The following is a 4,038-nucleotide window of genomic DNA, read 5'->3' on the forward strand; positions in this document are numbered from 1 at the left end:
TGCCCCTTGTACGACGGCGGTGCACCCACCACGGACGGCTCCCCAACGTGATCGACCCGAAGATCATCCCACGGGCCAGCCAACGCGACAGCGCCTCGACGAGGGAACCCCATGAGTTTCTGATCAAATACGCCTGGGCGCGCCGTTCGACGCTCCTTTGCCCCTTCAGGTTTGTTTTCAGCCCTGTTCCGCTTGATCGCTCTGTCTGGGATCATGAAGGCCGTCTTGGATAACAGCCGGTTTCATGTAGAAGATTCGTATATGCGATCAGTCCACCCAGATCGCACCCGAAAATCGCTTTTAAACAGACGCCGCCCGGCCGCGACGGCCCGCCCGCCCTCTCTTCGCCTGCCCTGAAAGAGGTAAGGCAAAGAGGACACACATGTTGAAGTGTGGAGATCAAGAAAAGGCTGGAGTATTTCCCCCCAAGGGTTCCAAGCGTGACGGGAGTACGAGCCCGGGCTAGCTTGCTAGTCGGCTGCGAAGCCGACCTGCCATCGAGGCAAAACAGCGATCAATGGGGGGAATCCATGCGCATTCATCGTGTTCTTGCGGGTCTGGGTGCCGGCGCCGTTCTGGGGCTGGGAATTCTGGCGGCACCTGCACAGGCGGCCGAGCCCGCCCAGGCTTCCGCGCAGGGCATGGTGTTCTACGACGACTTCTGGACCAAGGCGGAGTGCGAGAAGGTCGGCCGCCAGGGGCAAGCGCAGGGCATGTGGCGCCTCTACACCTGCCAGGAGTCGCTCTGGGACTGGGACCTGTACATCACGCGCTGACCGGCGCACTCGTCCGTGCCGCCGCCCCGGGAGGGCGGCGGCACTGCCGCAGTTCGGGGAACCGGTGCCTGGACACAACCCTCACTGGGGCTCTGTCACGTTGGCTGGCGGGGTGGGATGATCTTCGGGTTGATCATGGTGGAGGGGGCTGTTCGTGGGGAGCGCGTCCCCGTCGTACAAGGGGCATCGGTACCCAGTGGAGGTGATTTCGCACTGTGTGTGGCTGTACTTTCGCTTCCCGCTCAGTTTCCGCGAGGTCGAGGAGTTTATGCTCCAGCGCGGCGTGATCGTCTCCCACGAGACCTTCCGCCGCTGGTGCGCCAAGTTCGGGCAGGCCTACGCCGACGGTCTGCGCCGCCGCCGGCCCCGGCCCGGCGACAAATGGCACCTGGACGAGGTGTTCGTCAAGACCAACGGGGAGCAGAAGTACCTGTGGCGGGCCGTCGACCAGGACGGCAGCGTCTTGGACATCCTCGTTCAGAGCCGCCGGGACAAGGCCGCGGCCAGGCGTTTCCTGCGTCAACTGGCCCGCGTGTTGCACGACCGATGGGCCGAGCACCAGTCGACCTGCTCGGTGGACTTCGGAGCGACTTGCGCTGACGCCCGCCGGGAGGGACGGCCCGGCGAACCGCAGCTGTCGCCAGGTGCTGGCCTCGGTGCCGGGTCCCAGCCGCAGGCGAAGGCTCGTGCAGTCGCGGCATCGACCGTTCTGCAGAGGAAGCGGCCCGGCACCACACCGTCCGCAACATCCCTGCTGGTCAGCGTATTTGCGACGCCAGTGCCTACAGGCGTCGCACAGTTGGTTTCGGCCCCACGAAAGGCAGTGATCGCAGCTTCGTGGCTGAGGTTGGGGCCGGGCCCGCTGGGCGTGCGGCAGCACGGCCACCCCATGGTCGAGACCAGGGGCCAGCAACCCGGCCTTGTTCAAGACTGCAGTGACTCCGGAGGGCCGGTGAGGCAGGGCGTCAAGGATGGCGGCGTCAACCAGGTCTTGGCCTGCGGCGTCGCGGGCCGCCAGCACAAGGGCCAAGGCGTCCACGGCACTGACGCGCCAGGTGCGACTCAGGCGGTGCTCGGCCCGTACTTCGTTGACCAGCGGTTTCAGCCGTTTGAGATCACCCTGGAGCCGACCGCGGAGCAAGACGGCGTGGTGCTCCAGCAGTCGGTAGGGCGCGGGAAACATGGCTATCTGTCCGCGTACTGCCGGCGGGCAGATCCGCCCGTCGTCCATGATGGCGGCGGGACGCTGGGCGCGTGCCCAGCCAGGCGCGTGGTAGCGACCGTCGGTCTGTAAACGGTAGGTACCGGTCGCGAGGACTGCGGGCTCCAGCAGGCCGGCGGGCTGTGCGAGGCGTGCGGCTACCGGCGCCGGACCGAGGCGGTGACCGTGGAGGCCGGACTGGTCGCCGCGACCTGGTCGGCCGACCTGACCGACCCGGCCGACGTCACCGCCGTCACCGCAGACGTACGAGCGCACCTGAGCTCCTGCATCGAGGCGGCCACCCAGCAGTTCCTGGGGCTGATGCGGCCGGGCGAGCTGGAGGCAGAGCCGGTCGCCGCGGCGTCAGCGGTCGCCTTCACCGCCCTCCAGGCCGTGGAGCAGGCACTGCCGGAGTACCGCAGCAGCGCCCTCGGACGGACCGAGGAAGCCGAGGCGGAGGCCCGGCGCGCGTACAAGACCGAGCAGGGGCGCCGCTGATTCCAGCACAACCCGAACGGTGCGGACGCCATCGCCGCCGCGACGAAGGCCGCCACCGCGGCCCGGGAGCGCACCGCCGAGCACCTGCTGGCCACGAGGCTGGAGCAGCTGCGCGAGCAGGCCGCCGCCCGGACTGCGAAGGCTTCGGCCGCGCTGTGGACGGACCGGCTGCCCGAGCTCGCCGCCCGCCCGCTGGACGACGACGCCACCGGGGCGGTGATATCACGGGTCCTACACATCTTGTCGTGGGGCAGGGGCTGCGGAACGGCAACGTGGTCGAATTCGGTATCACCAAGGGCAACAACGAACGGCACGGCCACGGGCAGCCGGGCGGTACGCGCTCGGGGCGGACGTTCCCCGGCCTGCCGGGAGTCGCGGCTCGTCGCCAAGAAGACCGGGCCGCACCGCCTCCCGCCGGGCCCGCGACGCAGCCCTTCGCGCCCGCTCCCTCACCTCCGCTCGGCATCACCTCCCTTGCCCAGAAGAAGAGCTGAGTGCCCTGGCACTTCGCCGACCTGACCGCCTCTGCCACCCTCAAATCAGCTGGCCCGCGCATCACCTGGGCACGGGCAGGACGTACTTGGCCAAGGTGTTCAGCAAGCCGGGGGGCAGCGCGTTGTCGTGGGGAGATGCGGTCCAGCCGGCCTTGAGGATGCTGCTCCAGCCGGAGGCCCGGCTCGACCCGTACCTGGAGATGCTGCGCCTGGGCGCGGAGCACGAGGACATCGAGGCTCGGGACATTGTGGTGATCCTGGCCCTGGGCGGCGCGCTGGTGACCGGGACGCTGGTCTCCACCGACACCTGGGAACGTCTGCACCTGCGTCAGCTCGGCGACCACGACGACATCCTGCGCCGGGTCGTACGCCACGCGATCGGGCACCTGGACGAGGCCGCCGAGAAACGCCGACGCCCCCGCGAGATCGATAACCGCTTCCTTCACCTGCGGGACGTGACATACCGCTCCGGACGAACCAGCTACGCCCTGCCAGCCTGGCGCGGCCCGATCTCCGCGGTCAGCGGCTGGACCCTCGGCGAACCCGACGAGGACTGATCCGCAGCCACGGCACAGCTGCGCCCGACGGGCGCCCCAGAAGGTCAGCGGCGGCCCCGGCCCGGGCAGAGTGCGGGCCGGAGGTACTCCGCCCGGACGCACGGAGCCGGTGAAGGGCCGTCGGAGCACACCACCAGACGGCTCTTCACCGGCTCAGGTCATGGGGCACGAGCCGGTGGCGGTGGTGATACCGGCCCCGTCGGCACCCTCAATGCGGATGCGGTGAAGTCACGGTGGGTCCGGCCCGGGGACCGGGCTCGCTGCGCGGGGCCGCAGCCTGGCGGCGGCCCCGCGCACGGATCTGCTCGATCGGAGCAGCGGCACAGGCAGCTTGCCGAGGCCCTGCCCGCTCGACAACCGTCACTCAGCGTGCATGCTCCACGGAATGTGAGCCAGAACCTTGAGATTTGACGGCACGGTGCTCGCGTAGTTGCTCCGGTGCGATGATCACTCGGCGGCTTCGCAACCGCGGCACGCCATCCGGCGGGCCCGGCCGCACCGCAGTAGCGAAC

Annotated in this window: 4 protein-coding genes and 1 pseudogene; all 5 read left to right on the plus strand. The window is 69.0% G+C overall.

Annotated elements, in window-relative coordinates; translation table 11 throughout:
* Window positions 1-530: 530 nt before the first annotated feature.
* The 5 genes and pseudogenes from ACFYXM_RS36945 (at window position 531) to ACFYXM_RS36965 (ending at window position 3,526) form a co-directional block, all read left to right on the plus strand.
* A complete protein-coding gene (locus ACFYXM_RS36945) occupies window positions 531-776 on the plus strand; it encodes a hypothetical protein (RefSeq protein ID WP_389296218.1) in 246 nt (81 codons plus the stop codon).
* Window positions 777-930: 154 nt separating this feature from the next.
* Window positions 931-1,308, plus strand: a pseudogene (locus ACFYXM_RS36950) (IS6 family transposase); the annotation flags it as partial.
* Window positions 1,309-2,163: 855 nt separating this feature from the next.
* A complete protein-coding gene (locus tag ACFYXM_RS36955; protein WP_389296220.1) occupies window positions 2,164-2,475 on the plus strand; it encodes a hypothetical protein in 312 nt (103 codons plus the stop codon).
* 245 nt (window positions 2,476-2,720) lie between these two features.
* Window positions 2,721-2,969, plus strand: a complete 249-nt coding sequence (locus tag ACFYXM_RS36960; protein WP_389296221.1) for a hypothetical protein — start codon at window positions 2,721-2,723, stop codon at window positions 2,967-2,969.
* Window positions 2,970-3,055: 86 nt separating this feature from the next.
* Window positions 3,056-3,526: a hypothetical protein gene (locus tag ACFYXM_RS36965; RefSeq protein WP_389296222.1), complete on the plus strand. Its 471-nt coding sequence runs from the start codon at window positions 3,056-3,058 to the stop codon at window positions 3,524-3,526.
* Window positions 3,527-4,038: the final 512 nt, after the last annotated feature.

This window comes from Streptomyces sp. NPDC002476 (genome assembly GCF_042889785.1).
Classification (GTDB): domain Bacteria; phylum Actinomycetota; class Actinomycetes; order Streptomycetales; family Streptomycetaceae; genus Streptomyces.

Bases quoted from the DNA above. Each gene is read 5' to 3' on its own strand.
- ACFYXM_RS36945 (WP_389296218.1), top strand. From the start codon at position 531: ATGCGCATTCATCGTGTTCTTGCGGGTCTGGGTGCCGGCGCCGTTCTG.